Source organism: Rhizobium sp. Rhizsp42, from assembly GCF_047304155.1.
Lineage (GTDB): Bacteria > Pseudomonadota > Alphaproteobacteria > Rhizobiales > Rhizobiaceae > Rhizobium.
On record NZ_JBGLYS010000026.1, the window covers coordinates 20,573 to 46,308 of the forward strand.

Below are 25,736 nucleotides of genomic sequence, written 5' to 3' on the forward strand. Positions count from 1 at the left end.
CAGTAACCGCAAGCACACCCGTAAACTAGTTTTGTGTATTTTATGCACGTCCAGGTATATTTCATCTTCTTTATTTACGAAAATAGCCTAAAAATCAGCCAAAAAGCTGGTTGAAATTTGCAACTCTCGGGTTGAGATATTTAAAAACCTCGGCATAGTGTTCAGATAAATTTAATGAAATGAACGGGAACTATCAAAGTGCCAGATCCGGTGGATATTATTGTCGGCCAGAACGTCAGGACGTTGCGCGCCAAGCGACGCATCTCCCAGCTGGAACTTGGAGAGGCGCTCGGGCTGACGTTTCAGCAGATCCAGAAATACGAGAAGGGCACCAACCGCGTTTCGGCGAGCAAGCTGCACCAGATCGCGGTTTTTCTCGGCGTCGACATTTCGGCGCTGTTCGAGGGTGCAGATACGACGTCGCGGCCGGGCCTCAGCGCCGAGGCCTACGAGCTTGCCGTGACCTACGACAAGCTGCGCTCGACCGCCGGCAAGGAAGCCGTCATGACCATCGTGACGCTGATGTCGGGTGAGGACGTCTACGCCTGAGATTTCGGCGTGACGTGGCCGCGTGTAGCGGTCAGTGAAAATCGCAGTCGTGCAGAGCGACCAGCAACTGATCCTGCGTCTGATGACCGGCATGATAGAGATCGATCGCGATATTGGCGATCGACAGGCCCTGCTGGCTCAGGAGCTTGATATTGCGCTCGGCGCACCAGGTGTACAGCGCGCCCGCGAGTACATCGACATCATCAGCATGCAAGGACAAAGCGGCTACCGTCATGGAAGTTGCTCTCGGTGTGTGAGTGTGTGTATTCCCCTTCGAGCATATTGAATATATTCGCGATCGCTGCAAAGCGGCTTTCATTGCTTGCGTTAACGCGAATATTGTAGCTGCCACACCCTGTCCCGGAATGAAGCGCCTGCGCTGGCGTACTCTACCTGCACGTTATTCCGACGCGACCCTGAACCCGTCCTGATGGAAGGTGCAGGCGGCGATGGCGTCGAGCATCGCCTGGAAACGCGGGTGGCCGCGCACCGCGTCGAGGTCGGAATCGTTGCTGAACCAGAGGATCTGGTAGCAGGATGATTGCGGCAAGAGCGCCTCGAGGATGTCGAGCGCCTGGTCGCATTCACCAATCAGCGCGTGGACGCAGGCGACGTTGTACTGCGCGACGATATCGTCGGGATCGAGCAGCTGGGCGCGCTTGACCCATTCGCGCGCCTCGTCGAAGCGGCCCATATGGGCGAGCGCCAGCGCGCCGCGATGGGCGGGGCCGGCGTTTTCGGGATGCAGTTCCAGCGCTCGCTCGGCGCGCTCCAGCCCGACGCTCGCCCAGTGCTCGCTCTCGCGCGACAGCCCCAGCGAGCGGCAGGCGCTCGTCAGATGGATCGGCGAGAGATAATCGTCCGGTCGGATTTCGCTGGCGCGGGTGAAGAAGGTGATGGCGCCCTCGAACTTGCCCTGCATGAACAGGAAACGGGCGTAGTGGAAATTCGCCTCGTAAAGATCGGGCTCCAGCGCCAGCGCCTTTTCGAACTCCACCAGCGCCTCGCCGTCGCGACCGTCCTGATGCAGCGCCAGACCGCGCGAGGCGTGCGCCTCGGCGAGATTGGGGTCAAGCGCCAGCGCCTTGGCGGTGAGTTCCAGAATGCCCTTCAGCGTGTATTCGCCGGCATGCCAGTCGCGCAGCGTCGATTCACAATCGGCGATGCCGGCATAGGCCTGGGCGTAATTCGGGTCGAGCGCCACCGCCGTCGCAAACATGCGGCGCGCCATCAGCAGATAGTGGCGGGTCCAGGAGTGCGAGAACTGCCGGCCGCGCAGATAATAGGTGTAGGCCTCGACATTGGTGGTCGGCGCGGCGGCGATCGCTTCCTGCTCTTCCGGCAGCAGCTTGATCTTCAACTGGTCGACGATCGCATGGGTGATCTCGTCCTGCACGGCGAAGATATCGGTCAGGTCGCGGTCGAAACGGTCGGCCCAGAGATGGGCGCCATTGCGCGCGTCGATCAGCTGGCCGGTGATGCGCACCCGCTGGCCGGCCTTGCGCACGCTGCCCTGCAGCACGAAGTGGACGCCGAGCTCGGCTGCAGCCTGCTTCACCTGCACCGACTTGCCCTTGTAGGTGAAGGCGGTGTTGCGGGCGACGACGTAGAGATTGGAGATCTTCGACAGATCAGTGATGATGTCCTCGGTGATGCCGTCGGAGAAATATTCCTGCTCTGGATCGCCGCTCATGTTGGAGAAGGGCAGCACAGCCACCAGCGGCTTCTGCTTCTCCTTGGCCGCCGCAAGGGCCGCCGCATTGACCTTCAGCGGCAGAGCGCGCTTTGCCGAGATGGCGTAGACCTGCACCGGCTGTTCGATGTTCTTCAGCGTGAAGAGGCCGAGATCCTGGAAGGACAGATCGAGCCGGCTGCCGACGTGATCGCGGGCCGACGCCGAGATCGCCACGCCGCCGGGCGCGCAGATCGCCTCAAGCCTCGCCGCGACATTGACGCCATCGCCGAAGATGTCGTTGTCCTCGACGATGACGTCGCCGAGATGGATGCCCATGCGAAACTCGATGCGCCGCTCCTCGGGCAGCGCCGTGTTGCGCGCCGCCATCGCCTGCTGCACGTCGTTGGCGCAGGAGACCGCGTTGACGATGCTGGAGAACTCCACGAGCATGCCGTCGCCGGTGTGCTTGACCACACGGCCACGAGCATTGGCGATCCTGGGATCGATGACCTCGCCGCGGCAGAGCTTGACCGCATCCAAGGTCGCCCGCTCGTCGGCACCCATCATTCGGCTGTAGCCGACAATATCCACTGCGAGAATAGCTGCGAGACGGCGTTCCAAATCAACCTCGGGACAGGCTACCAAAGGGAATGCAAGTCTAGAACCTTTTCGAGGCCCAATACAGAATGAATGTAACATATCTAATAAAGGGACTGGCAATAGAATTGTCGAGTCTCTTCGTCCGCAAAAGATATGTTTATCCCTATGCAAAAATAGAAAAGCCCGGTTGCGAACAACCGGACCCCTGAATTTTTACTGAGTATCTTCGATCAGCCCTCGAAGAATTCCTTCATCCGGGCGAAGAAGCCCGTCGATTCCGGATTGTTCTCCTTCGACGACAGCTCCTCGAACTCCTGCAAAAGCTCGCGCTGGCGCTTGGAAAGCTTCTGCGGGGTCTCGATCTGGATCTGGATGTAGAGATCGCCGGTCTGGCTGGAGCGCAGCACCGGCATGCCCTTGCCCTTCAGGCGGAACTGCTTGCCGGCCTGGGTGCCCTCGGGAACCGTGACGCGCGACTTGGTGCCGTCAAGCGTGGCCACATCGAAGGTGCCGCCAAGGGCAGCCGTCGTCATCGAGATCGGGATGGCGCAGTAGAGATCGGCTCCATCGCGCTGGTAGAACTCGTGCGGCTTGACCGACAGGAAGATATAGAGATCGCCCGCCGGGCCGCCGCGCATGCCGGCCTCACCCTCGCCCTGCAGGCGAATGCGGGTGCCGTCCTCGATACCGGCCGGAATATTGACCGAGAGCGAACGCTCCTCAGTCACGCGGCCCTGGCCGTGGCACTTGGTGCAGGGATCGGGGATGATCTGGCCGCGGCCGTGGCAGGTCGGGCAGGTGCGCTCGACGGAGAAGAAGCCCTGTGCGGCGCGCACGCGGCCGGAGCCCTGGCAGGTGCCGCAGGTCTTCGGCTGGGTGCCGGGCTTGGCGCCGGAGCCGGAACAGACGTCGCAGGTGATCGAGGTCGGAACCCTGATCTGCGCCGTCTTGCCGGAGAAAGATTCCTCCAGCGAAATTTCCATGTTGTAGCGAAGATCGGCGCCACGTTCGCGACCGCCGGACGAGCGCTGCCTTGCGCGGCCGCCGCCCATCATCTCGCCGAAAATATCCTCGAAGATATCGGAGAAGCCGCCGCCTGCGAAACCGCCGCCACCGCCGCCCATGCCGCCATGTTCGAACGCCGCGTGACCATAGCGGTCATAGGCCGCGCGCTTCTGCGGGTCCTTCAGCGTCTCGTAGGCTTCGTTGATTTCCTTGAACTTCTGCTCGGCGGTATGATCATCGGGATTCTTGTCCGGATGGTATTTCATCGCCAGCTTGCGGAAAGCGCTCTTCAGCTCTTTTTCGTCAGCCGTCTTGGCGACACCCAGCGTTTCGTAAAAATCGGCTTTTGCCATTAAGGATCAGACCCCGGAAATGGATTTCCGGCTGCCATGGTGAGCAGCCGGAATGTCAGTTTCAAACGTGACCGTTGCGAGCCGCTTACGCGGACTTCTTGCGGTCGTCGTCCTTGACTTCTTCGTAGTCGGCATCGACGACATTGTCATCGCCGGCTTCGGCGGAAGCGTCTTCCGCGCCACCTTCAGCCTGCTGCGCTTCGTAGATCGCCTGACCGAGCTTCATGGAGACTTCCATGAGGGTCTGGGTCTTCGCCTTGATGTCCTCGGCGTCCGGCTCGGTTGCCTCGACGGAGGTCTTCAGAGCGGCAATCGCGTCGGAGATCGCGGTGCGATCGGCCTCGGTGACCTTGTCGCCGTAATCCTTCAGCGACTTCTCGCTGGAATGGATCAGGCTTTCGGCCTGGTTCTTGGCTTCAACGCCTTCGCGACGCTTCTTGTCGGCTTCAGCATTGGCTTCGGCGTCCTTGACCATCTTTTCGATGTCGGCGTCGGAGAGACCACCAGAGGCCTGGATGCGGATCTGCTGTTCCTTGCCGGTACCCTTGTCCTTGGCCGAAACCTGCACGATGCCGTTGGCGTCGATATCGAAGGTGACTTCGATCTGCGGAACGCCACGCGGTGCCGGCGGCAGGCCAACGAGGTCGAACTGGCCGAGCAGCTTGTTGTCGGCAGCCATTTCGCGCTCGCCCTGCGAAACGCGGATGGTGACGGCGGACTGGTTGTCGTCGGCGGTCGAGAAGGTCTGCGACTTCTTCGTCGGGATCGTGGTGTTACGCTCGATCAGACGGGTGAAGACGCCACCCAGCGTTTCGATGCCGAGAGACAGCGGGGTTACGTCGAGAAGCAGAACGTCCTTGACGTCGCCCTGGAGAACGCCGGCCTGGATGGCAGCGCCGAGAGCGACGACTTCATCCGGGTTTACGCCCTTGTGCGGCTCCTTGCCGAACAGCTGCTTGACGACTTCCTGTACCTTCGGCATGCGGCTCATGCCACCGACCAGAACGACTTCGTCGATCTCGGCTGGCGTTACGCCGGCATCCTTGAGAGCTGCCTTGCACGGCGCGATGGTGCGCTGGACGAGATCGTCGACCAGGCTTTCGAGCTTGGCGCGGGTCAGCTTCAGCGTCAGGTGCTTCGGACCGGTTGCATCGGCCGTGATGAACGGCAGGTTGATTTCGGTCTGCTGCGACGAAGACAGTTCGATCTTGGCCTTTTCGGCAGCTTCCTTGAGGCGCTGCAGAGCAAGCTTGTCGCCCTTGAGGTCGATGCCGTTGTCCTTCTTGAACTCGGCAACGAGGTATTCGACGAGACGCATATCGAAGTCTTCACCGCCGAGGAAGGTATCGCCGTTGGTGGACTTCACTTCGAAGACGCCGTCGCCGATTTCGAGGATCGAGATATCGAAGGTACCGCCACCCAAGTCGTAAACGGCGATGGTCTTGCCGTCCTTCTTGTCGAGACCGTAGGCAAGGGCTGCCGCCGTCGGCTCGTTGATGATGCGCAGAACTTCGAGACCAGCGATACGACCGGCATCCTTGGTTGCCTGGCGCTGTGCGTCGTTGAAGTATGCGGGAACGGTGATGACGGCCTTTTCGACCTTTTCACCGAGGTAGGATTCAGCGGTTTCCTTCATCTTCTGAAGGATCATCGCGGAGATCTGGGCAGGCGAATAGCCGGTGCCGCGGGCCTTGACCCATGCGTCGCCGTTGTCACCCTTGGTGATCTCGAAGGGAACGAGGCCCTTGTCCTTTTCAACCGTCGGATCGTCGTAGCGGCGGCCGATGAGGCGCTTCACTGCGAACAGCGTGTCCGTGGGGTTGGTGACTGCCTGGCGCTTGGCCGGCTGACCGACGAGGCGCTCGCCATCTTCGGAAAATGCAACGATCGAAGGCGTGGTGCGCGCACCTTCGGCGTTCTCGATGACCTTTGCGTCCTTGCCGTCCATGACAGCGACGCAGGAATTTGTCGTTCCAAGGTCGATACCAATTACTTTTGCCATGTCATTTACTCCTTGAAGCAAGCTGTCTGAACCCCGGGAAGGCATTTCGATGACAGCCCCTTACGGGATGGGTCTCTACGTTTGACGCAATCGTGATTGCGGTGATGCGGCGTATATAAGGACGGGTTTTCGCGACTGCAAGGCGGGAAATGTCCTGAAAACCAGCAAAAGAAGCCAACAGCAATTAATTTTCGCCGCGCGCGCGAAGGCACGTTTTTTGTTGCGCGGCAAAGCGTTTACTCACCCATGATCAGGTCGAGAAGCGTGGTGCGGCGCGGCTGGTACGGCTGGTGCTGCGGACCACCCCCGACATCGCCCGGCGGCAGCGCATTTCCATAGCCATAACCCTCGTCCTGAGCGACATCGGCGGGCGGTACCGGACCGCCATAAACCGGAGGCTGCTGCTGGCCGCCGCGACGCACCGGCGCCTGCGGATACTGGCTCCGCTGGTCGTTGCCGCCGCCACCGAAGACGCCCGAAATGATGCTGCCGATGGTGCCCTGCTCCTCGACGGGCGGCTGCATGCCGCCGGTGGAGCCGGTCATGTTGCCATTCATGTCGTTGGGCATGCCGCCCTGCATATTCGGCTGCATGTTCGGATCGTTGGATGCCATCGGCTGGCCGTTGTCGACAGGTGCCGCCGGATTGACGAACTGGCCGTTGCCGAAGAGCGGCGCAGGCGACAGGCCCTTGTGGGCGGCGACCATGAATTCCTGCCAGGCCTTGGCGGGAAGACCACCGCCGGTGACCTTCTTCATCGGCTTGCCGTCGTCGTTGCCGAACCAGACGCCCGTCGTCAAATTGCTGGTGAAGCCGACGAAGAGGGCGTCGCGGGAGTTCTGCGTCGTTCCGCTCTTGCCGGCGACCTGCCAGCCGGGGATCTTCGCGGCCTTGCCCGTTCCCTGCTCGACGACGCCGATCATCATCGCGTTCATGTTGGCGGCGACCGCCTCTGAGAGAACGCGCGGCGGGTTGTCATAGGTGTTTTCGTAGAGAACCTTGCTACCATCGGCCGTCGTCACGCGGCGGATGACATGCGGCGTCGCCTTGTAACCGCCGTTCATGAAGGCGGCATAGGCGCCCGTCAGCTCCGTCAGCGACACTTCCGAGGTGCCGAGCGCGATCGAGGCGTTGGACTGCAGCTCGCTCTCGATGCCGAGGCGGTGGGCAAGCTTGATGACCTGATCGGGCCCGTCATACATGACCAGCTGGGCGGCGACGGTGTTCAGCGATTTCGCAAGCGCCGTCGCCAGCGTCACCTCGCCATTGTACTTCTTTTCGTAATTCTCCGGCGTCCAGTCGCCGATGCGGATGGGCGCGTCGTTGAAGACGGAGAACGGCGTCAGGCCCTTTTCGAGCGCGGCTGCGTACACGAAAGGCTTGAAGGAGGAGCCCGGCTGGCGCTTGGCCTTGACCGCGCGGTTGAACTGGCTGTCGGCATAATCGCGACCGCCGACCAAAGCGCGGATCGCACCGGTGCCGTCGATCGAGACGAGCGCTGCCTGCGAGGCATCGAGCTTGGCGCCGTCCTTGCCGAGCACGTCGTTGAGCGACTGTTCGGCGCGCTTTTCCAGCGTCTTGTCGATGGTGGTGTCGACGACGATGTCTTCCTTGACGTCGCCGATCAGCGCCGGAAGCTCGTCCATGACCATGTCGGCCACATAATGGCCGGCGCCATCCCAATAGCGCTTGGCCTTGGCGGGTGTCTGCGACATCGCGGTCTTGACCTCGTCGTCGGAGATCATGCCCTGGTCGCGCATGGCCTGCAGCACGACCTGGGCGCGGTCGTTGGCGGCCTGCGGATCGCGCGCCGGCGACAGGCGCGACGGCGCCTTGACGAGACCGGCAAGAAGGGCCGCCTCGCCGAGGTTCACATCGCGCGCCGACTTGTTGAAATAGCGCCGTGAGGCAGCCTCGACGCCATAGGCGTTGGAGCCGAAGAAGACGCGGTTGAGATACATCGCAAGGATCTGGTCCTTGGTGTATTTCTGCTCGAGCCAGAAGGAGAGCAGCACTTCCTGGACCTTACGCTCTAAAGTGCGGTCAGGCGAGAGGAAGAGGTTCTTGGCGAGCTGCTGCGTCAGCGTCGAGCCGCCCTGGACCATGTGGCCCGAGGTCAGGTTGGTGACGAAGGCGCGGGCGAGGCCCATGGGATCGACGCCGAAATGCGAATAGAAGCGCCGGTCCTCGATGGCGACGATCGCTTCCGGGATATAGGGCGACATGTCTTCCAGCGCCAAGGCTTCGCCGCCGGTGGCGCCGCGATTCGCGATCACGCTACCGTCGACCGAGGTGATCTTGACGTTGGGCGGACGGGCGGGAATTTCCCAGCTGCTGGCGCTCGGCATGCGCGAGCCGTAATACACGACCAGACCGGTTACCCCGATGCCCGCCCAGATGCCGAGCACGATGCACCAGTAGACCATGCGGCGGATGAGGCCGAAGAAGCCGAGGCCCTCGCGTTCGGGCCGCCGGCGCTTGCCGCCACCACCACCGCCATTGCGGCGGCGCGGCGGCTCGCGGTAGCGCGGCTCGTCGTCGTAATCATCCTCATAGCGGGCGGAATCGGGCTCGCGCCTTGCGGGCGGTTCGCGGCGTGGAGCGGACTTTTGCGCCGTGCGCTTGACGGGGCGTCCGCCGCCGGCGACGCGGTCATCGGCGCCGAGCGCGAAATCATCGCCATCGTCGCGGCGCTCGCGCCCGCTGAAGGATGGTTCGATTCTATCGCCTGATCTGCCCCTGCCTGCCATTTACGCCCGCTGAACCTCGCTTCAATCGCAAACCGAGGTTTGCCCCAACCCGCAATCCACCGGCTTCAAGCCCGATGGTTGCGGCGGCCGCATCACGCTGGCCGCATCTTTACCCGGTTGAACTTTAAATGCGGCGATTTAAGGGGGAGTTAAGACCTCGTTAGCCAAAGGCAAAAGCTTTTAAGCACTAGGTTTTTCGGTTTCAGCCGGCTCTCACCGCCTGCCGCAATAATGCCTTTGTTGGTTCAGCTCCCGTTCACCAGAACGGCCCTCTAATCCACGTGCAAGGGACTTGCATAAGGAATGAGGTGCAGAGATGCGCAAGACAATTATCGCGATCGCGATCGCACTGACCGGGCTTACTGCCACGGTTGCCGAAGCCATGCCGATGGGCGCCGTTCAGAGCGGCGTAAACAACAATGTCGTCAAGGTCGACTACGCCTGCGGCCGTGGCTTCCACGTCACCCCCTGGGGCGATTGCCGCCCGAACTGGCGCCGCCCGCCGCCACCGCGCTACGAACGCCGCTACCAACGCGACTACGGCTGGGGCCACCGCCCGCCGCCACGCTATGGCTGGCGTTATGAACGCGGCCATCGCCCGCCGCCATGGGCACGCGACGGCTACGGCTATCGCTACTAAGCGATGGCACGATCGCACTGACCACTCGAAAGGCCCGCCCGTCGCGGGCCTTTTTTCATAGGCGCGGGCCGTTGGCGAAGTCAGGCGAGCTGCGCTGTTTTGTCATGGCTGTCATTCGTTGCCTTTGTCATAAATCTGACATATGTCGCGGCGATTGCGCCTCTTATTCGCGCATCCAGCGCATCAAACAGGCAGACAATGAGCATCCATTCGGCAAAAGCAGACGATTTCAGCCCCAGAGAGATCTGGAGCGTGCATGATTTCGCGCGCCGTCATCGGCTGTCGAAGATGGAGGAGAGCCGTCTGAAGATGCTGCACGGCCCCTATGCTTCGATGCGCGACCTGATGGCATCCGGCAAAAATACAGCTTCCGGCTGGTGACGCGGAACCATTTCCGCTTTCGCCCATTTCTACCCAAGCGAGGCAGCACGCCTCGCGGCAGATCGGCCGTCTCCCCTCAACACGAGCCGATCGAATTCAGGCCCGGCGTCTCTCAGGAGCGTCGGGCTTTTCGTTGGGGAAAATCTGAAATCTACTTCAGCGCGCCGACCAGAACGTCGCGGCCATTCTCGATGGTGACCCAGCGGCCGGCATTGGCGCTCGACTGGCGCTTGATGAAGGAATAGGGCGTGTCGAACCAGGGCTTCACGGTGGAGGCCAGGTTGTCGAGGACGAAATCGCCCTTGGTGGTGCGCAGCGTCAGGATCGCGTGACCCTCGCCATCAGGCTTGCGCACGACGGTCATCAAAAGATTGGCGGCCGAGAAGCCGCGCTGGATCAGGATGCGGCGCTTCAAAAGCGCATAGTCCTCGCAGTCGCCGGCGGTCGTCGGATAGGCCCAGACTTCTTCCTTGCCGTAGACTTCCATGTCGGTCATCGGGATGATCGTGGTGTTGACGCTTGTATTGACCGAACGGACGAGAGCCCACTTGGCATCGGTCATTTCCATGGCGGCGACGTTGCGGTTCGGACCGCATTCCTCGCGATGCGACTGGCAAAACTCGTAATGTCCGATCGGCTGCGAGGTGGTGGCGCCGACGACCATCGAAAGAGTGTTGGTCGATGCCGGCGTAGCCGAGGTCGACATTGCAAACATGGCCATCATGGCCACCAGGAAACCCTTGATCCGCACGCCCACTGTCCCTTGCATCGCCCTTGATTTATTAACAAAAAGTTAACGGAGACGGCTGCTTGGAGTCAATCACTACTTCTGAGGAGGGGGTGAGAAGCGGTCAATATGGTTAAAATGCGTTAGGATTTGGCACAGGGCTGGGTACTGCGCGCGCTCACCGCACGCAGCATCTCATCGCCAAGTCATTGAAATAAATTCGTATTTTCGTGCAGCACGGCCGCAGCGTGCCGTCACCGCCTCAGCGAACGAGCGATTTCACCGCCGCAAGCATGCGCTCGATGTCCTGTGGACGCGACAGGCGGTGGTCGCCATCACGAATAAATGTCAGCACCACGTCGTCGGCGGGAAGGTGCTCGATCAGGGTCATCGCATGCGTATAGGGAACGTCGGGATCCTTCATGCCCTGCAGGATGTGAACCGGGCATCCGGTCTCGATCATCCCGGTCAGAACCCGATTGTCGCGGCCGTCCTCGATCAGCGCGCGGGTGTAGATATTGGGCTCGGGGCTATACTCCGAATGCTCCTCGAAGAAGCCGCGCTCGGCAAGTGATTTCTTCTCTTTCTCGGTGAGATTGGGCTCGATCAGCACTTCGGTGAAATCCGGCGCCGGCGCGATCAGCACCATACCCTCAAGCTTTGGGCCCTCAAGCTTCGGCACACCGGTTTTCGCGGCCAGCTCCTGCGCCAGCCGGAGCGCGATCCATCCGCCCATCGAGGAGCCGACGACCACGATGCGCTCGGGCTTCAGATGAAGAAGGACGGCCATCGCCTCCTCGAGCCAGCGCGAAATCGTGCCGTCGCGGAATTCGCCGCCGGAGAGCCCGTGACCGGAATAATCGAGGCGGATGCAGGCAAGCCCGGTCTCGTCAGCCATGCGGTCGAGCTCGACGGCCTTGCTGCCGCTCATGTCCGAGCGGTATCCGGATAGCCAGACCAGCGTCGGCCCCGTTTTGTCGCCGGCAGCAGGGCGGGCGATATAGGCGATCTCTCGCGCTGCCAGCCCCTCGCCGACGGTCAGAAATTGGTGCTGCGGGGCGATATTGGCGTCGGACATGGCGAAACTCCTTTGTTTCGGCCTATAAAACAGATTCTTGACAGGCTGACAGCAGGTGATTTTTCCGCTAAAGCGTGCTAATGACTTCGTTGCAGCGATGGCGAAACACGGTCGTCTTCCTTATATAGAGGCGATCCGCTGCAGCAATCCGAAACAACGCGAGGAGAATACGACCATTCGCAGACCGTTTAAGAACGACGCGCCCGTAAAGGATGGGCCGCGCTCGAACAGGGAAATTCGCATTCCCAAAGTTCAGCTGATCGACGCTGAAGGACAGAATTTGGGCGTCGTGGCGACCGACCAGGCCCTGAGAATGGCTGAAGAAGCCGGACTCGACCTCGTTGAGATTTCCCCCAACGCCGAACCGCCTGTGTGCAAGATCCTCGATCTGGGCAAGCTGAAATACGCCAACCAGAAGAAGGCCGCCGAGGCGCGCAAGAAGCAGAAAATCGTCGAAGTCAAAGAAATCAAGATGCGTCCGAACATCGACACGCATGACTATGACGTGAAGATGAAGGCGATGGGCCGCTTCTTCGAAGAAGGCGACAAGGTCAAGGTGACCCTGAAGTTCCGCGGCCGCGAAATGGCCCACCAGGAACTCGGCATGAAGCTCCTGCAGCAGGTCAAGGCCGACACGCTGGAGTTCGCCAAGGTCGAAGCCGAGCCCAAGCTCGAAGGTCGCCAGATGATGATGGTGCTCGCGCCCAAATAAGGCGCGTCGCCACCGTTCGTATCAAAGCCGTCCGCGAGGGCGGCTTTTGTATTTCCGCCCTGGTATAAAGGGCGATCGGCGCCCGAGGGGCAGGGTCCGAAGCGGCTCTGGAAGATTCCTTCCGCGCCCCGTTGCACTTTCATGACACTGCGGTTATAAGCGCGCGTCCGAACTGACCGGCAGGGCATGCCGTGGCAGTTTCGAATGCTTGCGGCACGGTTCGTCACCGTGACCGCAGATCAACAACAAACGCTCCCGCACTTGTTGCGACGACCGGGTAACCGGGCATCGCGAGAAGGCTTCTTTTGAAGCCGTCTCTTTAGGCCAAGTGGGGGGATCAGAAACGGAGTAGCAAAATGCCCAAGATGAAGACGAAGTCCTCCGCCAAGAAGCGGTTCAAGATCACCGCGACCGGCAAGGTCAAGGCTGCAGCCGCTGGCAAGCGCCATGGCATGATCAAGCGTTCCAACAAGTTCATTCGCGATGCACGTGGCACCATGGTTCTGGCAGAACCGGATGGCCGCAAGGTCGTGAAGAATTACCTGCCGAACGGTCTCTAAGACTATTCCGCGAACGTATAGATTAAGGAGATCATGAAATGGCACGTGTAAAGAGAGGCGTTACCGCCCACGCCAAGCACAAGAAGGTTCTGAAGCAGGCCAAGGGCTTCTACGGCCGCCGCAAGAACACCATCCGCGCCGCCAAGGCTGCTGTCGATCGTTCGAAGCAGTACGCTTACCGCGACCGCAAGATCAACAAGCGCAACTTCCGCGCCCTCTGGATCCAGCGTATCAACGCTGCTGTCCGCGAATTCGGCCTGACCTACGGCCGCTTCATCGACGGCCTGAACAAGGCTGGCATCGAAGTTGACCGTAAGGTTCTCTCCGACATGGCGATCCATGAGCCGGAAGCATTCGGTGCGCTCGTTGCTGCCTCCAAGAAGGCACTCGAGTACCTGAAGGACGCTGGCACGAAGAACGAGTTTGAAGCAGCCGTCAACTAAGCCGGCGCTATTCGAACCTTCGCTTCGATGATTTGAAACCCGCGCTGGCAAGGCTTGCGCGGGTTTCTTCGTTTTACCGGGATAGGGACGCCTGACGTGGCGAACGATCAAGATTTGGCAAACGATGTGATGCGTCCGACGATGGATCGCGACCTGCTTGCCGAAAGCGGGTTGGGCGAGGAGGACGTTCCCGTTTTGCTGGCGGCCCTTCTGCGCGGCTCCAAGCGCGTCGAGCGTGTCGCTCTGTCGGGTGGCGCCGTCTGGATCAAGCGCTACGGAACCGAGCGCGCCTCGCGCTGGATGGTGCTGCAGCGCATGCTCGCCAATCTCATCCGCGCGCCCTTCCTGCGCCCGTCGCCGCTTCTGGCCGACGAGGGCATGGCGGCGCGCGAAATCCGCCGCATCGCCCAGTTTTCAGCACACGATGTGCCGACGGCCAGCGTGATCTATTCCTCGGGTGCTGCCGTCGTCTTCAGCGATGCCGGTGAAACCGTCGATCGCCAGCTCTATCACGTGCTGAACAATGATCCCGTCGCCCACGACAACATGCTCGTCCATTGCGCCGGCGAACTCGGACGGCTGCATGCAAAGGGGCTGTGCCACGGCAGGCCTTATCCGCGCGACATGTTCCTGAAGGACGGCCGCGTCGGTTTCATGGATTTCGAGGAAGAGCCCGACCGGGTGATGCCGCTGGAGGTCGCCCAGGCGCGCGATATCTGGCTGCTCTTTTTGCAGGTCGCGACCCGCGCCAAGCTCGGCGGCGAAACCCACGACCGGGCCTACAAGGCCTGGGCCGAGGTGGCGCCACCGGCGGCCGTTGCCGAACTGCGCAAGCTTACCGGCTTTCTCGGCGGCTTTTTGTCGGCTGCCCGGTTGATTGGCCGCGTACACATGGGTAGTGATCTGCGACGTTTCATCGTGGCGACCAGCTATCTGAAGCATGTTTCGTGAAGTGTCCCTCAAAGACTGGACGCCCTGAAGGCAGGAAAAGATGACCGAACTCGCAACCCTGGAAAAGCAACTCCTGTCCGATGTCGCGGCCGCCGCCGATGAACCGGCGATCGAAGCCGTGCGTGTCGCGGCCCTCGGCAAGAAGGGGTCGGTCTCCGAACTCCTGAAGACGCTGGGCTCGATGACGCCTGAAGAGCGCCAGACCCGCGGTGCGGCGATCAACGCGCTGAAGACGGTCGTGACCGACGCGATCAACGCCCGCAAGGCCGATCTCAAGAAGGCGGCGATCGATGCGCGCCTGAAGGCCGAGACCGTCGACGTCTCGCTGCCCGTCCGCTCCTCGCCCGCCGAGCGCGGCCGCATTCACCCGATCAGCCAGATCGTCGACGAGATCACCGCCATCTTCGCCGACATGGGCTTCTCGATCGCCGAAGGTCCCGATGTCGAGACCGATTACTATAACTTCACGGCGCTGAACTTCCCCGAGGGCCACCCGGCCCGCGAGATGCACGACACCTTCTTCTTCAATCCGGATGAGAACGGCGAGCGCAAGGTGCTGCGCACGCACACCTCGCCGGTGCAGGTGCGCACCATGGAAGCGCAGAAGCCGCCGATCCGCATCATCATCCCCGGCAAGACCTACCGCCAGGACTCGGACGCGACGCACTCGCCGATGTTCCACCAGGTCGAGGGCCTCGTCGTCGACAAGAAGGCCAATGTCGCCAACATCCGCTGGGTGCTGGAAGAATTCTGCAAGACCTTCTTCGAGGTCGACAGCGTCACCATGCGCTTCCGCCCGTCCTTCTTCCCCTTCACGGAACCGTCCTTCGAGGTCGACATCCAGTGCGACCGCTCCGGCCCGATCGTCAAGTTCGGCGAAGGCACCGACTGGATGGAGATTTTGGGCTGCGGCATGGTGCACCCGAACGTGCTGCGCGCGGGCGGTCTCGATCCCGACGAATACCAGGGCTTTGCCTGGGGCATGGGCCTCGATCGCATCGCCATGCTGAAATACGGCATGCCCGACCTGCGCGACTTCTTCAACGCCGACGTCCGCTGGATGACCCATTACGGCTTCCGCCCACTCGACATGCCGACGCTGTTTGGCGGGTTGAGCAGCTGAGTTTATTGTGGCCACAAATAGCTGAGTGTGCTAGGAATGGAGTTGGAGTGGGACGAAGATAAACGTCAGATAACCCTCCAGCACCGAGGACTGGATTTCGCCGACGTCGAACGCTTCGATCCCGACAGCATCGTCACGGTACCGGACCTCAGAGCAGACTATGGAGAGGATCGTTTCAACTCCTATGGACGGCTTGATGGCACACTCTGCTGTTTTTGCTGGACGCCGAGAGAGGGCCGGGTTCGAGTTATATCGCTGAGGAAGATGAATGACCGCGAACAGAAGATCTACGAAGAGCGACGGGGCGGCGAACGGTAGTTCGCTTCCGACGCTCGACGATGTCAGAAAGGGTCTGATCTCACTCGACGACTATGAGATCGCCCACGGCGAGCATGTGCCCGCTTTCGGTGATGATGGCGATGCCGCGATCCTGTCGCTGCGGGAAACGCCGGAGCTTGGTGCTGTCTTGGAGAAGGCTCGCGGCAAGCGCGGCCCGCAAAAGGCGCCTGTGAAGGAACGCATCGGTTTGCGGCTAGACAAGGACGTGGTCGATTACTTCCGCAGGATGGGACCCGGCTGGCAAGGCCGCATCAATGATGCGCTGCAAGCGCTGGGGCCGGCGGACGAGGAACAACGCCCGGTGGCCGCTCGTTGCGACGACGAGTTCCTCTATGTCGTGCTGGCGGATGGCAGGCAGATCAGGACGCCGCTCTGGTGGTATCCCTTCCTGGCCGCCGCATCCGCCGAAGCCCGCGCCGATGTCGAACTGCAATTTTCCGGCGTCTGGTGGCCGGGTCTGGACGAAGGCGTCTCCGTCAAGGGACTGCTTCTCGGCTGGAAAGCCCCCGGCGCCAAGGCGCCTGGTCGTGCAGCCTGAACAATCTGAACTTTTTCGATGATTTTTGAGACGAGAACAACACAATGAAATTCACGCTTTCCTGGCTCAAGGATCATCTTGAGACCGACGCCACACTGGATGAAATCTGCAAGCGCCTGACCGAGATCGGCCTTGAGGTCGAGGATGTCGACGACAAGGCAGCCTACAAGCCCTTCGTCATCGCCCGCGTGCTTTCGGCTGAAAAGCATCCGGAAGCGGACCGCTTGAAGGTGCTGTCGGTCGATGCCGGTCCCGATATCAACGGCGGCAAGCCGCTGCAGATCGTCTGCGGTGCGCCGAATGCGCGCGCCGGTCTGGTTGGCGCGCTGGCGCGGCCGGGTGATTATGTGCCGGGTATCGATGTCACGCTCGGCGTCGGCAAGATCCGTGGCGTCGAAAGCCACGGCATGATGTGCTCCGAAAAGGAGCTCAACATGTCCGACAGCCATGACGGCATCATCGACCTGCCCGAGGATGCGCCTGTCGGCACCTCGTTTGCCGCCTACGCCCATCTCGATGATCCTGTCATCGAGATCAACCTGACGCCGAACCGTCCGGATTGCACCTCGATCTACGGCATCGCCCGCGATCTGGCCGCCTCCGGCCTCGGCACGCTGAAGACGCGCGCCGCGCCGTCGTTTGCCGTCGAAGGCGACACGCCGGTCAAGCTGACGCTCGATCTCGACGACGACAAGCTCTGCCCGGGTTTCGGCCTGCGCCTGGTGCGCGGCGTCAAGAACGGCCCGAGCCCGAAGTGGGTGCAGCAGCGCCTGACGGCGATCGGTCTGCGTCCGATCAACGCGCTCGTCGACATCACCAACTACATGACCTTCGACCAGGGTCGCCCGATGCACGTCTTCGACGCCGCCAAGGTGAAGGGCAACCTCACCGTTCGCCGCGCCAAGGACGGCGAGACGGTGCTGGCGCTAGACCAGCGCGAATACAAGCTCGGCCCGAACAACGTCGTCATCGCCGACGAAAACGGCATCGAGTCGATCGGCGGCATCATGGGCGGCGAGCATTCCGGCTGCGATGAAAACACCACCGACGTGCTGATCGAATCGGCGCTCTGGGACCCGATGAACATCGCCAAATCAGGCCGTGGCCTCGGCATCATCACCGATGCGCGCTATCGCTTCGAGCGCGGCGTCGATCCCGAATACATGGTCCCCGGCCTCGAGCGCACCACCGAACTGGTGCTCGAATTTTGCGGCGGCACGGCGGCCAAGGCCGAGATCGTCGGCTATAAGGGCTACGAACCCAAGATCATCGACTTCCCCTTCTCGGAAGTGAAGCGCCTGACGGGCCTCGAGGTCTCCACCGAAGAGAGCGTCGAGATCCTGACGCGCCTCGGCTTCAAGGTCACCGGTTCCGGAGAGCGCGTTTCCGTTGCCGTTCCCTCCTGGCGTCCCGATGTCGATGGCAAGGCCGATCTCGTCGAAGAGGTTATGCGCATCCATGGCGTCGACAACATCAAGCCGGCGCCGCTGGAAAGCCACACCGAAGTCAACGGCCGCATCCTGACGACGCTGCAGATCCGCACCCGCACCGCCAAGCGTGCGCTTGCCTCGCGCGGCATGCTGGAAGCCGTCACCTGGTCCTTCATTTCGGAAGATCAGGCGAAGCTCTTCGGCGGCGGTTCGCCGGCTCTGAAGCTCGCCAACCCGATCGCAGCCGAAATGTCCGACATGCGCCCCTCGCTGCTGCCGGGTCTGCTCACGGCTGCCCAGCGCAATGCCGACAAGGGCTATGGCGACGTCGCGATCTTCGAAGTCTCCGGCACCTATGAGAACGACAAGCCGGAAGGCCAACGCCGCGTTGCCGGCGGCATCCGTCGCGGCACCGCCTCGATGGCCGGCTCCGGCCGCATGTGGTCGAACGCGTCCAAGGGCGGCGGCAAGCCGGTCGACGTCTTCGACGCCAAGGCCGATGCGCTGGCCGTGATCGAGGCCTGCGGCCTGCCGATGACCAACATCCAGGTCGAGCAGGGCGGTCCCGAGTGGTATCACCCCGGCCGCTCCGGCACCATCAAGATGGGCCCGAAGGTCGTGCTCGGCTATTTCGGCGAGTTCCATCCCTCGACGCTGGAAGCGCTCGATGTCTCCGGCGCGCTCGCGGGCTTCGAAGTCTATCTCGACGCCATGCCCGAGCCGAAGAAGAAGGCGACCCGCACCAAGCCGGCGCTGGAGCTCTCGCAGTTCCAGGCCGTCAAGCGCGACTTCGCCTTCGTCGTCGACAAGGCGGTCGAGGCCGGCGCCATCATCAAGGCCGCGACCGGCGCCGACCGCAAGCTGGTCGCCGGTGTCAACGTCTTCGATATCTTCGAGGGTGCCTCTGTCGGCGAGGGCAAGAAGTCGGTCGCCATCGAGGTGCAGATCCAGCCGGTCGAGCGCACGCTGACCGACGAGGATTTCGAGGCCCTGACGCAAAAGATCGTCGCCAGCGTCACCAAGGTCACCGGCGGCGTCCTGCGGGGCTGATGAATAGGGCGTGCGGCCTCTAGTGCGGGCAGGCAGCGGCCCTATGGCCGCTGCCCTTGTTGGTTTAGCGCTGGCCGCACCCCACTCTCCCTCATCCTCGCCCTCGTGGCGGGGATCCAGCCGCCGCGCGTCGGCGCGGCGGAGAGACTCTTTCCCGATATGATCTGAACGGTTATTCACGGCGCGGACGCGCCGTAGCTGGATTCCTGTCACGTCGCACGGGCGAAGCCTGGGCAAAGGAATGAGGAGAGGGAATGACCCCCATCAATCGTGCAGATAATAAACCTTGTTCACGATCGTCCACCGCCCCTCGATCTTCAGCATCGAGAGATAGTCGGTGAAACGCATGCCGGCGAAGTCGTCGCTGACTTTGACGCTCGCGGCATCACCAATGACGTCGAGGGTCTGGATGTCCATGTGCGGCTGCGTGCCTGGCGGGGCCGAGCCTTCGGCCACGATGGCGGCGATGAACTCGTCGCGGGTCGACCATTCGACCGCGCTCTCGTAATGCCCGATGACAGCGCATTTCGGATGAAACGCCTTGCGCAGCGCCGCCTCGTTGGCGAAGGTCATGCCTTCGACATAGAGATGCACGACTGCCTCTATCGCCTGCCGGTCCGTCATGGTCCGTACCTCGATCGTGTCGATGGTGAAGTATAGCGCGGAGCGCGCAACGCGCAAAGTCGTTGCTGGGTGGCGCTGACTTTAGACTAATGCGTGGATGGGTAGAGCGTGGCCAGGGCGGTGCCGATCAGTTCCTCGGCATAGGCCTGAGCGGTCGTTGAGGCGTTGTCGGACAGACCCATCTCGTCGCATTTGTTGCCGACGGCCTCGCGGATGAGGTGCAAAATACCGCGCCCCATTTTCCCGCCATCCTCGCCGGATGTGTCCAGAACCAGCGCCAACGAGGTCATCGCCGCCACTTCAAGCACGAGCATGCGTCCTCTTATGTCGGACAGGCCTGGATCGGCCGGCCGTTTGTCCCTGGCATCTGGCATGGGGTTCCCTTCCTTGCAATGGAAAGTTTACCTAGTGCTAATATGCGAAGGGAGAAGACCCAAAGTTGAACAAAACGAAATCTCTTTCCTGATCTGTGGTTGGGCCGCCCCGGTCCGGTGCCTCGGGGCGGCCCAAGCTCATCAGAGATTGGTCATCGCCAGCGATGCCTCGGAGTAGCGCTTGCCGGCGATCTCATCGAGCGGCATGATCGCGCTAAGCTCGGCGAGCTCCCTGGCCGACAGCGTTATATCGGCGGCGGCCGCATTCTGCTCGAGATGGTTGACCTTGCGGGCGCCGGGGATCGGCACGATGTCCTCGCCCTGATGCAGAACCCAGGCGAGCGCCAGCTGCGCCGTGGTCACGCCCTTGTCTTTCGCCAGCGCCTCAAGCTTGGCCACAAGGGCGGCATTGGCATCGAAATTGTCGGCCTGGAAGCGCGGCAGCTGGCTGCGGAAGTCGTCGGCGCCGAGATCCTCCGGCTTGCGGATCGCACCCGTCAGGAAGCCGCGGCCGAGCGGGCTGTAGGGCACGAAACCAATCCCAAGGTCCCGGCAGGTTGCGAGCACGTCATGCTCGGGATCGCGCGACCAGAGCGAATATTCGCTCTGCACGGCCGCAATCGGATGCACCGCATGAGCCCGCCGGATCGTGGCGCTGCCGGCCTCGGAAAGCCCCAGCGCCCGCACCTTGCCCTCGCGCACCAGCTCGGCCATGGCCCCGACGGTCTCCTCGATCGGAACGTTGGGATCGACGCGGTGCTGATAATAGAGGTCGATGACATCGGTGCCGAGCCGCTTCAGCGACGCTTCCGCCACGCGCTTCACATTCTCCGGCCGGCTGTCGACGCCCGTCAGCGCCGCCGCGCCGGATTTGGAAGGATCGAACTTGAAGCCGAACTTGGTGGCGATGACGACGCGGTCGCGCACCGGCTTCAGGGCGCGGCCAAGCAGCTGCTCGTTGGTGTAGGGGCCGTACATTTCGGCCGTGTCGAAGAAGGTGATGCCGAGATCGACGGCGCGGTGAAGCGTGCGGATCGATTCATTCTCGTCGCTGGCGCCATAGGCGAAACTCATGCCCATGCAGCCGAGGCCGACGGCGGAGACTTCAAGGTCTTGTCCGAGTGTGCGGGTTTTCATGTCTGGCTCCTTTCGAGCGAATATCCGGGCAACCATTGCGGCGGCACGAGGCAAACCTAGCGCGCCGGGAGCTTTCAAAAAATACGTGCAATGCGGCACGGGCTGTTCTAACAAATAGATCAATGAACAGGACCCAGCTCGCCCAACTCGCCGTTCTCGCCACTGTTGCCGAACACCGCAGCTTCCGCGCCGCCGCCAAGGAGCTGGAGATCGCGCCCTCGGCCGTCAGCCACGCCGTCTCCAGCCTCGAGGAGAGCCTGGGCATCCGGCTTCTGGCGCGCACGACGCGCAGCGTCGCGCCGACGGAGGAGGGGAGACTGCTTCTGCAGCGGCTGAAGCCGGCGCTGGACGAGATCGGCATCGCGCTCGAAGCCGTCAGCGAGGCGGGAGGACGGCCGGCCGGCACGCTGCGGGTGACCGCACCGCGCTTCGCCTCCGATATCCTGCTCGCGCCCCGCCTCGGCGAATTCCTCAACCGCTATCCCGATATCACGCTCGAAATCGCCAACGAGGACGGCTTCATCGACATCGTCCGCGAGGGCTTCGACGCCGGCATTAGGCTCGAAGAGAGCCTAGAGGCCGACATGATCGCGGTCCGCGCCTCGCCGAATCTCACGACCGTGATCGCCGCTTCGCCGGATTATTTCAAACGCTACCCAAAGCCTCTGCATCCCTCCGACCTCGTCAATCACCGCTGCATCAAGCGGCGCTTCACCAATGGCACGATTTACCGCTGGGAGTTCGAGAAGGGCGGCCGCGAACTGGTGGTGCCCGTGGATGGCCCGCTGATCGTCAGCGAGGACAGGCTGGCGCTGATCGCGGCGCTGAACGGCGTCGGCCTCGCCTATCTCTTCGACCTGCGCGTCGAACACGAGCTGGCAAGCGGCAAGCTGGTGCGGGTGCTGGAGGATTGGTGCGCGCCGTATCCTGGCCCATTCATCTACTATCCAAGCCGCCGCCAAATGCGCCCGGCCTTGCGCGCCTTCATCGATTTCTTCCGCTACACGGGCTGAGGCGGGAGCGGCCGATCATGGCGCTCCCGCCCGCGCCGCCGGTCAGGCCGCGGCCTTCTGGTTGGCCGCCGAAGTGGCGAGCTTCGACAAGGTCTTGTCGGTGGCCGCTTCTTCCTGCAGCGTCTGGTCGAGCAGTGTCACCACGTCCTTCTTGCCGAGCGTCTGCGCCCAGGTCTTCAGCGTGCCGTAGCGGGCCATCTCGTAGTGCTCGACGGCCTGCGCCGAGGAGATCAGCCCGGCGTCGATAGCCGGCGAACCCTTGAATTCCTCGATGATCTCCTCGCCTTCCGCGATGATCCCCTGGATCGCCTCGCAGGTCTTGCCCTGTGCCCGCTTGCCGATCAACTCGAACACCTGCTGCAGCCGGTCGACATGGCCTTCCGTCTGCTCCTTGTGCGTCATGAATCCGGCTTTCAGCTCTTCCGACTGCGCCGCGCGCGCCATTTTCGGCAGCGCCTTGAGGATCTGCTTTTCGGCGTAGTAGATGTCCTTCAGCGTATCGTAGAAGAGATCGTCGAGGTTCTTTTCCTTTGCCATGTCCCTTGTCCTTTGTCCCTGGCTCGTGGAAGCCGCGTCATGCGGCTTCGCAAGGAGAAGCTGGACGAAGGCTAATGGTTCCGATCATTTCGGGTGGCGATTTGTCGAGGATGCTGCAAACTTGTCGTCAGAAGGGAGGCCGCCGATGAAAAAGCCTGGATCGATGAAAGCATTGGAGGATCTGGGGCGGGCACGGCTGTCGAAGAACTTCTTCCTGCGCGATTTCCTGCATTCCGAGATCGCCGATTTCTATCGCATCCCGAATATCCCCGACGATCCCGATCTGGCTATCGAGACAGGAAAGAGGCTCTGCGAGGAGCTGCTGGAACCCTTGCAGGAAACCTTCGGCCGCCTGCACATCCGCTCCGGCTACCGCTCGCCCGAGGTCAATCGCTTCGGCAACCAGAACAAGCTCAACTGCTCCACCAACGCCGCAACAGCCGCTCACCACATCTGGGACATGCGCGATGCCGATGGTTACATGGGTGCCGCGGCCTGCGTCGTCGTTCCCTGGGTGGTCGATCGCTATCACGCGCTCGAAGACTGGCAGCGGCTCGCCTGGTGGATTCACGACCATCTGCCCTATGCCTCGCTCTGCTTCTTCCCGAAATTATGGGCCTTCAACATCCAGTGGCACGAACGCCCGCGCCGGGTGATCCAGAGCTACATCAGCCCGCGCGGCATCCTCACCAAGCCGGGGATGGAGAGTTGGGAGGGCGAGCATTCGCGGTGGTACGAGGGGTTTCCGCCGTTGCGGGGTATTTGAGTGTGGATTGTTCGGGGGGGGCGATCCACCCACGTTGAGCACGCCTCAATAAGTTCGACGTCGCGGAAAGAACTTATATCGGTTATCGTCCTCATGTTGGGGGTTAAGGACATGGCGCAGGATGTGGTTTTCGTCACGACTGTTTCAGCGCGAGGGCTGATAACTTTGCCGGAGGCAGTCCGCGCGCGTTTGAATTGGAACGCTGGCACGAGATTGGTTGCGGAGGATACGCCAGATGGAGTTATTCTCCGGGAGGCGCCGGCCTTTGCCCCTACGCCGCAAGAATCTGCCTTTGGTATCCTGAAAACAAAACGCAAGCCGAAATCCGCCTGAGACAAGAACGACTGTCTCACAGCCGAGGCGTCAGGCGCTAGCCGAAGTGGTAGGCCAAAGCCATAACCTCCCCCACCCCTCAAAACAACGACTGCTGCACCGGCTTCGGCGGCGCGAGCTTCACACCTTCCAGCTCCAGCATGCGCGCCTTCGATACCGAGCCGCCGGGGGCCGAGAAGCCGCCGATCTTGTTGCCGGCAGCGAGAACGCGGTGGCAGGGGATGATCAGCGCGATGGGGTTCTTGGCCATGGCCTGGCCGACGTCGCGGGCGGCTTCGGGGCCGTGGCCGAGCTCTTTGGCGAGCGCGCCGTAGGTGGTCGTTTCGCCCCAGCGCAAGCGGCGGGCGGCGGCGTAGATGTCGCGGAAGAAATCGTCCTGGCCGGCGAGATCGAGCGCGAGGTCGGAGAAGTCGATCGGCTCGCCGGCGAAGTAGCGTTTTACGGCGGCGATGGCCTGGACGATGTCAGGCGTCGGGGCTGCCGGCTCGGCATCGGGGACGCGGCGGAGCAGCAGGCGTTCGGTTCCATCAGCGGTTGATGTCGGCAGCTGGAAGCGGGTGATGCCGATGGCGTTCCATGCGATGCCACAGAAACCGCCTGCGGTTTCGAAGATGGCGTAATGCTGTGCTTGTTGGGCCATGGGTCTCGCCTCCCAATACTGGAGCTGCGGCCGACAGGATCGGCCTCACCCAAAAATCGTACCTGCCGGCTACGAATTCAACCCGTTTCTTGCGCGTGGCGAATTTGCGGTCAGCCGCGCGCCTGGCGAGGTTCGGCGTCTTCCTGCGCAGGCTTTGCCAGATCGGGGCGCAGCTTGGCGAAGACGGCGTCGAAGCCGGCGGCGATCTTTTGCGGCTCGTATCGGCGTGCGGCCTCAAGCGCTGCGCGCGACAGCGCGGGAATAGCCTCCGGCTTTGCCGCCATGGAGGCGATCTCTGCGGCCAGCGCCTTGTCGTCGCCGGGGTCGAAGAGATAACCGTCCTTGCCAGGATCGATCGATTCCGGAATGCCGCCGGAGCGGGCGCCGATGACGGGGACGCCTTGCACGAAGGCCTCGATCACCACGCGGCCAAAGGGCTCGCGAAAGAGCGAGGGCACGACCAGCACATCGATCTGAGGGAAGAAATCCTCGGGCTTGGTCCAGCCGAGAAACTTCGTATTCTCGCCGGGAAACTTCTGCGGCAGCGACTTCGAATAATCGCTCTTGGCGCTGCCGGCGATGACGAAGCGGACGTTCTGGTCGTTCACCAGCCTATGGGCGGCGCGGGCGAGCGTATCGAGGCCCTTCACCGGATCATGCACGCCGATGAAGCCGAAGCGCATCGGCCCTTCCGGTGGCTTGCGCGGCTCGCTGCGAGCAATCGGCGGGACGGCGCCGGGGACGCGGTGGGTACTGGCATTGGGGAAATAATCATGCTCGGTGTGGCGGCAGATGATGAAATCGGTCTCGCCGATCACGGCATCGACGTAGCGCGAGAAGAACTTCTTGCCGTAGGACGAAACCTGGCAGGAGGAACAGGCGCGCACGCAATTGTCGTCGCCGCGCCGCATGCTGGCCTTCCAGCAGAGCAGGAAGGCGCTGCGCAGGATATGGCAAACCGGAACGCCGGAACGCTTGGCGGCCGCCCAGGTGGCGACGTTGATGTTTTCGATGCTGTCGGTCAGCACGATATCCGGCTTGAAACGGCGGATTTCGCGGCGCATGACCAAATAAGCGCGCGGATTGAAATTCTCCAGCGCGTGCCAGATCAGCTTCTTCCAGCCCGGCCGCGGCAGGCGGTAATTCCAGTCGATGTTCAGCGTCTTCAGGCGGTGCACGGGCACGCCGTCATAGACCTCGTGCTTGTCCTCGCCCGCGACGTTGACGACTTCGAGGTCGTGGCCAGCCGCGATCAAGAGCTTGGCGACCATCATCGCCGAAATCGGGCCGCCGCCATCGATGAAGGGCGGAAAGGCCGCGCAGGCCATCAGGATACGCATGTACAGTCTCCCGGGATCGATATTGAATGTTCTTCTTTTGTTCTTGATTTCCTCAATTCACCTGCT

The 25,736-nt window shown here is 62.1% G+C and carries 27 protein-coding genes; 14 read left to right on the forward strand and 13 right to left on the reverse strand.

The genetic code is table 11. The annotated features are described in order from the left end of the window. Window positions 1–198 precede the first annotated feature (198 nt). Window positions 199–549, forward strand: coding sequence for a helix-turn-helix domain-containing protein (locus tag ACCD05_RS21840; protein ID WP_026283144.1), 351 nt, complete (start codon window positions 199–201; stop codon window positions 547–549). Window positions 550–580: 31 nt separating this feature from the next. Here the strand turns inward: ACCD05_RS21840 and ACCD05_RS21845 are convergent, their stop codons facing one another. The 5 genes from ACCD05_RS21845 to ACCD05_RS21865 form a co-directional block, all read right to left on the reverse strand. Continuing rightward, window positions 581–784: a hypothetical protein gene (locus ACCD05_RS21845; protein WP_018899268.1), complete on the reverse strand. Its 204-nt coding sequence runs from the start codon at window positions 782–784 to the stop codon at window positions 581–583. A 165-nt stretch (window positions 785–949) separates the two neighbouring features. Beyond that, window positions 950–2,845: a TPR end-of-group domain-containing protein gene (locus ACCD05_RS21850; RefSeq protein WP_413395303.1), complete on the reverse strand. Its 1,896-nt coding sequence runs from the start codon at window positions 2,843–2,845 to the stop codon at window positions 950–952. A gap of 209 nt (window positions 2,846–3,054) precedes the next feature. Further along, window positions 3,055–4,182 (reverse strand): molecular chaperone DnaJ, encoded by a 1,128-nt coding sequence (gene dnaJ, locus ACCD05_RS21855; RefSeq protein ID WP_018899266.1) that lies wholly within the window; start codon window positions 4,180–4,182, stop codon window positions 3,055–3,057. Window positions 4,183–4,267: 85 nt separating this feature from the next. After that, window positions 4,268–6,184 carry a molecular chaperone DnaK gene (gene dnaK / locus ACCD05_RS21860; RefSeq protein WP_112981660.1) on the reverse strand — a complete coding sequence of 639 codons (1,917 nt, stop codon included), beginning with the start codon at window positions 6,182–6,184 and terminating at the stop codon, window positions 4,268–4,270. Window positions 6,185–6,420: 236 nt separating this feature from the next. Then, on the reverse strand, window positions 6,421–8,934 hold the full coding sequence (locus tag ACCD05_RS21865) for a transglycosylase domain-containing protein (protein WP_413395305.1): 2,514 nt from the start codon (window positions 8,932–8,934) through the stop codon (window positions 6,421–6,423). Between the two features lie 316 nt (window positions 8,935–9,250). Here ACCD05_RS21865 and ACCD05_RS21870 point away from each other — a divergent pair, with 316 nt between their 5' ends. After that, window positions 9,251–9,574: a GCG_CRPN prefix-to-repeats domain-containing protein gene (locus tag ACCD05_RS21870; protein ID WP_413395307.1), complete on the forward strand. Its 324-nt coding sequence runs from the start codon at window positions 9,251–9,253 to the stop codon at window positions 9,572–9,574. Between the two features lie 198 nt (window positions 9,575–9,772). Further along, window positions 9,773–9,955 (forward strand): hypothetical protein, encoded by a 183-nt coding sequence (locus tag ACCD05_RS21875; RefSeq protein WP_047507496.1) that lies wholly within the window; start codon window positions 9,773–9,775, stop codon window positions 9,953–9,955. Between the two features lie 151 nt (window positions 9,956–10,106). Here ACCD05_RS21875 and ACCD05_RS21880 read toward each other — a convergent pair whose 3' ends face one another. Then, complete coding sequence (locus tag ACCD05_RS21880; protein ID WP_413395310.1) at window positions 10,107–10,706, reverse strand: transglutaminase-like cysteine peptidase; 600 nt, start codon at window positions 10,704–10,706, stop codon at window positions 10,107–10,109. A gap of 238 nt (window positions 10,707–10,944) precedes the next feature. Then, a complete protein-coding gene (locus ACCD05_RS21885) occupies window positions 10,945–11,760 on the reverse strand; it encodes an alpha/beta hydrolase (RefSeq protein WP_413395312.1) in 816 nt (271 codons plus the stop codon). Window positions 11,761–11,935: 175 nt separating this feature from the next. Between ACCD05_RS21885 and infC the strand changes: the two genes are divergently transcribed. From infC to pheT, 8 genes are all read left to right on the forward strand, one after another. Next, a complete protein-coding gene (gene infC / locus ACCD05_RS21890; RefSeq protein WP_037111403.1) occupies window positions 11,936–12,472 on the forward strand; it encodes a translation initiation factor IF-3 in 537 nt (178 codons plus the stop codon). A gap of 356 nt (window positions 12,473–12,828) precedes the next feature. Continuing rightward, window positions 12,829–13,032, forward strand: a complete 204-nt coding sequence (gene rpmI / locus ACCD05_RS21895) for a 50S ribosomal protein L35 (protein WP_007813308.1) — start codon at window positions 12,829–12,831, stop codon at window positions 13,030–13,032. A 38-nt stretch (window positions 13,033–13,070) separates the two neighbouring features. Further along, window positions 13,071–13,475 (forward strand): 50S ribosomal protein L20, encoded by a 405-nt coding sequence (gene rplT, locus ACCD05_RS21900; RefSeq protein ID WP_018899276.1) that lies wholly within the window; start codon window positions 13,071–13,073, stop codon window positions 13,473–13,475. Window positions 13,476–13,571: 96 nt separating this feature from the next. After that, window positions 13,572–14,426: a serine/threonine protein phosphatase gene (locus ACCD05_RS21905; RefSeq protein ID WP_413395314.1), complete on the forward strand. Its 855-nt coding sequence runs from the start codon at window positions 13,572–13,574 to the stop codon at window positions 14,424–14,426. Window positions 14,427–14,466: 40 nt separating this feature from the next. Then, on the forward strand, window positions 14,467–15,549 hold the full coding sequence (gene pheS / locus ACCD05_RS21910; RefSeq protein ID WP_413395316.1) for a phenylalanine--tRNA ligase subunit alpha: 1,083 nt from the start codon (window positions 14,467–14,469) through the stop codon (window positions 15,547–15,549). A gap of 36 nt (window positions 15,550–15,585) precedes the next feature. Then, window positions 15,586–15,867, forward strand: a complete 282-nt coding sequence (locus ACCD05_RS21915) for a BrnT family toxin (protein WP_112981655.1) — start codon at window positions 15,586–15,588, stop codon at window positions 15,865–15,867. Further along, window positions 15,818–16,426, forward strand: coding sequence for a BrnA antitoxin family protein (locus tag ACCD05_RS21920; protein WP_413395318.1), 609 nt, complete (start codon window positions 15,818–15,820; stop codon window positions 16,424–16,426). The genes ACCD05_RS21915 and ACCD05_RS21920 overlap by 50 nt, the downstream gene beginning before the upstream one ends. 44 nt (window positions 16,427–16,470) lie before the next feature. Continuing rightward, complete coding sequence (pheT, locus tag ACCD05_RS21925; protein ID WP_413395320.1) at window positions 16,471–18,906, forward strand: phenylalanine--tRNA ligase subunit beta; 2,436 nt, start codon at window positions 16,471–16,473, stop codon at window positions 18,904–18,906. 264 nt (window positions 18,907–19,170) lie between these two features. Here pheT and ACCD05_RS21930 read toward each other — a convergent pair whose 3' ends face one another. The 3 genes from ACCD05_RS21930 to ACCD05_RS21940 all read right to left on the reverse strand — a co-directional run bounded on the left by ACCD05_RS21930 (window position 19,171) and on the right by ACCD05_RS21940 (window position 21,041). Then, window positions 19,171–19,530: a nuclear transport factor 2 family protein gene (locus ACCD05_RS21930; RefSeq protein WP_026283148.1), complete on the reverse strand. Its 360-nt coding sequence runs from the start codon at window positions 19,528–19,530 to the stop codon at window positions 19,171–19,173. Between the two features lie 86 nt (window positions 19,531–19,616). Then, the gene (locus ACCD05_RS21935; RefSeq protein WP_413395322.1) at window positions 19,617–19,904 is read right to left on the reverse strand and encodes a hypothetical protein; all 288 of its coding nucleotides are present in this window, start codon (window positions 19,902–19,904) and stop codon (window positions 19,617–19,619) included. Between the two features lie 141 nt (window positions 19,905–20,045). Further along, window positions 20,046–21,041, reverse strand: a complete 996-nt coding sequence (locus tag ACCD05_RS21940) for an aldo/keto reductase (protein ID WP_413395324.1) — start codon at window positions 21,039–21,041, stop codon at window positions 20,046–20,048. Window positions 21,042–21,163: 122 nt separating this feature from the next. Here ACCD05_RS21940 and ACCD05_RS21945 point away from each other — a divergent pair, with 122 nt between their 5' ends. Continuing rightward, window positions 21,164–22,054, forward strand: coding sequence for a LysR family transcriptional regulator (locus ACCD05_RS21945; protein WP_413395326.1), 891 nt, complete (start codon window positions 21,164–21,166; stop codon window positions 22,052–22,054). Between the two features lie 42 nt (window positions 22,055–22,096). Here ACCD05_RS21945 and ACCD05_RS21950 read toward each other — a convergent pair whose 3' ends face one another. After that, window positions 22,097–22,591: a ferritin-like domain-containing protein gene (locus ACCD05_RS21950; RefSeq protein ID WP_047506830.1), complete on the reverse strand. Its 495-nt coding sequence runs from the start codon at window positions 22,589–22,591 to the stop codon at window positions 22,097–22,099. 145 nt (window positions 22,592–22,736) lie between these two features. Between ACCD05_RS21950 and ACCD05_RS21955 the strand changes: the two genes are divergently transcribed. Both ACCD05_RS21955 and ACCD05_RS21960 read left to right on the forward strand, forming a co-directional pair. Then, window positions 22,737–23,357: a hypothetical protein gene (locus ACCD05_RS21955; RefSeq protein ID WP_413395328.1), complete on the forward strand. Its 621-nt coding sequence runs from the start codon at window positions 22,737–22,739 to the stop codon at window positions 23,355–23,357. Window positions 23,358–23,468: 111 nt separating this feature from the next. Further along, the gene (locus ACCD05_RS21960; protein WP_413395330.1) at window positions 23,469–23,690 is read left to right on the forward strand and encodes an AbrB/MazE/SpoVT family DNA-binding domain-containing protein; all 222 of its coding nucleotides are present in this window, start codon (window positions 23,469–23,471) and stop codon (window positions 23,688–23,690) included. Between the two features lie 79 nt (window positions 23,691–23,769). Here ACCD05_RS21960 and ACCD05_RS21965 read toward each other — a convergent pair whose 3' ends face one another. After that, on the reverse strand, window positions 23,770–24,330 hold the full coding sequence (locus ACCD05_RS21965) for a methylated-DNA--[protein]-cysteine S-methyltransferase (RefSeq protein ID WP_413395332.1): 561 nt from the start codon (window positions 24,328–24,330) through the stop codon (window positions 23,770–23,772). A gap of 110 nt (window positions 24,331–24,440) precedes the next feature. Continuing rightward, the gene (locus ACCD05_RS21970; RefSeq protein WP_413395334.1) at window positions 24,441–25,670 is read right to left on the reverse strand and encodes a glycosyltransferase; all 1,230 of its coding nucleotides are present in this window, start codon (window positions 25,668–25,670) and stop codon (window positions 24,441–24,443) included. Between the last annotated feature and the right edge of the window lie 66 nt (window positions 25,671–25,736).

Excerpts from the sequence above, each read along its gene's own strand:
- ACCD05_RS21915 (WP_112981655.1), top strand. The coding sequence starts at position 15,586 with ATGGAGTTGGAGTGGGACGAAGATAAACGTCAGATAACCCTCCAGCAC.
- rplT (WP_018899276.1), top strand. The coding sequence starts at position 13,071 with ATGGCACGTGTAAAGAGAGGCGTTACCGCCCACGCCAAGCACAAGAAG.
- ACCD05_RS21930 (WP_026283148.1), bottom strand. The coding sequence starts at position 19,530 with ATGACGGACCGGCAGGCGATAGAGGCAGTCGTGCATCTCTATGTCGAA.
- rpmI (WP_007813308.1), top strand. The coding sequence starts at position 12,829 with ATGCCCAAGATGAAGACGAAGTCCTCCGCCAAGAAGCGGTTCAAGATC.
- ACCD05_RS21875 (WP_047507496.1), top strand. The coding sequence starts at position 9,773 with ATGAGCATCCATTCGGCAAAAGCAGACGATTTCAGCCCCAGAGAGATC.
- ACCD05_RS21935 (WP_413395322.1), bottom strand. The coding sequence starts at position 19,904 with ATGCCAGATGCCAGGGACAAACGGCCGGCCGATCCAGGCCTGTCCGAC.
- ACCD05_RS21870 (WP_413395307.1), top strand. The coding sequence starts at position 9,251 with ATGCGCAAGACAATTATCGCGATCGCGATCGCACTGACCGGGCTTACT.
- ACCD05_RS21955 (WP_413395328.1), top strand. The coding sequence starts at position 22,737 with ATGAAAAAGCCTGGATCGATGAAAGCATTGGAGGATCTGGGGCGGGCA.
- dnaK (WP_112981660.1), bottom strand. The coding sequence starts at position 6,184 with ATGGCAAAAGTAATTGGTATCGACCTTGGAACGACAAATTCCTGCGTC.
- ACCD05_RS21965 (WP_413395332.1), bottom strand. The coding sequence starts at position 24,330 with ATGGCCCAACAAGCACAGCATTACGCCATCTTCGAAACCGCAGGCGGT.
- ACCD05_RS21970 (WP_413395334.1), bottom strand. The coding sequence starts at position 25,670 with ATGCGTATCCTGATGGCCTGCGCGGCCTTTCCGCCCTTCATCGATGGC.
- ACCD05_RS21960 (WP_413395330.1), top strand. The coding sequence starts at position 23,469 with ATGGCGCAGGATGTGGTTTTCGTCACGACTGTTTCAGCGCGAGGGCTG.
- ACCD05_RS21940 (WP_413395324.1), bottom strand. The coding sequence starts at position 21,041 with ATGAAAACCCGCACACTCGGACAAGACCTTGAAGTCTCCGCCGTCGGC.
- ACCD05_RS21845 (WP_018899268.1), bottom strand. The coding sequence starts at position 784 with ATGACGGTAGCCGCTTTGTCCTTGCATGCTGATGATGTCGATGTACTC.
- ACCD05_RS21885 (WP_413395312.1), bottom strand. The coding sequence starts at position 11,760 with ATGTCCGACGCCAATATCGCCCCGCAGCACCAATTTCTGACCGTCGGC.
- ACCD05_RS21920 (WP_413395318.1), top strand. The coding sequence starts at position 15,818 with ATGACCGCGAACAGAAGATCTACGAAGAGCGACGGGGCGGCGAACGGT.
- pheS (WP_413395316.1), top strand. The coding sequence starts at position 14,467 with ATGACCGAACTCGCAACCCTGGAAAAGCAACTCCTGTCCGATGTCGCG.
- ACCD05_RS21945 (WP_413395326.1), top strand. The coding sequence starts at position 21,164 with ATGAACAGGACCCAGCTCGCCCAACTCGCCGTTCTCGCCACTGTTGCC.
- ACCD05_RS21950 (WP_047506830.1), bottom strand. The coding sequence starts at position 22,591 with ATGGCAAAGGAAAAGAACCTCGACGATCTCTTCTACGATACGCTGAAG.
- ACCD05_RS21865 (WP_413395305.1), bottom strand. The coding sequence starts at position 8,934 with ATGGCAGGCAGGGGCAGATCAGGCGATAGAATCGAACCATCCTTCAGC.
- pheT (WP_413395320.1), top strand. The coding sequence starts at position 16,471 with ATGAAATTCACGCTTTCCTGGCTCAAGGATCATCTTGAGACCGACGCC.
- dnaJ (WP_018899266.1), bottom strand. The coding sequence starts at position 4,182 with ATGGCAAAAGCCGATTTTTACGAAACGCTGGGTGTCGCCAAGACGGCT.